The organism is Tepidamorphus sp. 3E244, assembly GCF_046159835.1.
In the GTDB taxonomy this organism is placed as follows: Bacteria; Pseudomonadota; Alphaproteobacteria; order Rhizobiales; family Tepidamorphaceae; genus JACKJK01.
This window is the reverse complement of the sequence record NZ_JBJXCY010000008.1, coordinates 1-565: the sequence shown is the minus strand read 5'-3', so window position 1 is coordinate 565 and position 565 is coordinate 1. Positions and strand designations below refer to the sequence as shown.

The following is a 565-nucleotide window of genomic DNA, read 5'->3' as shown; positions in this document are numbered from 1 at the left end:
TGACGTCGACGGTGCGGTCGGCGAACTGCAGGAACTCCGCGTTGGTCACCGTGTCGGTGCCGCCGGCAGCCGTGGTGACGATGATCGCACCCGCGCCGTCGTTATAGATATCGGCATCGGCGAAGTTGCCGGGGAAGATCACCGTGTCGGAGCCGTCGCCGCCGTCGATCACGTCGTTGCCGCCGCCGCCGGTGATCGTGTCGTTGCCGCCAAGGGCGTTGATCTCGTCGTCGTCCGGTGTACCGGTCAGCGTGTCGTCGCCCTCGGTGCCGAAGATCGCGGCCGCGCGCTCGGCAATGTCGAAGGTGCCGTCGGAGAAGGTGACGAACTCGATGCCGGTCAGCGTGTCGGTACCGTCGAAGGGCACGCCGCGAATGTCGGTGACGGTGTAGGCCCCGCCGCCGAGGTCGGTGATGATGTAGTCGGTGGAGATGCCGGAGTAGGAGGCGGTGTCGACGCCGGTGCCGCCATCGAGCGTATCGTCGCCGCCATCGCCGCGCAGGGCATCGTTGCCCGACCCGCCGGAGATGACGTTGGCGCCGCTGGTGCCCGTCAGCGTGTCGTT

The 565-nt window shown here is 68.0% G+C and carries 1 protein-coding gene; it reads right to left on the bottom strand.

The window, feature by feature from the left end; all coding sequences use genetic code 11:
* Positions 1 to 565: calcium-binding protein (locus tag ACKTEK_RS15985; RefSeq protein WP_409166320.1), on the bottom strand; the 565-nt coding region annotated here is incomplete at both ends.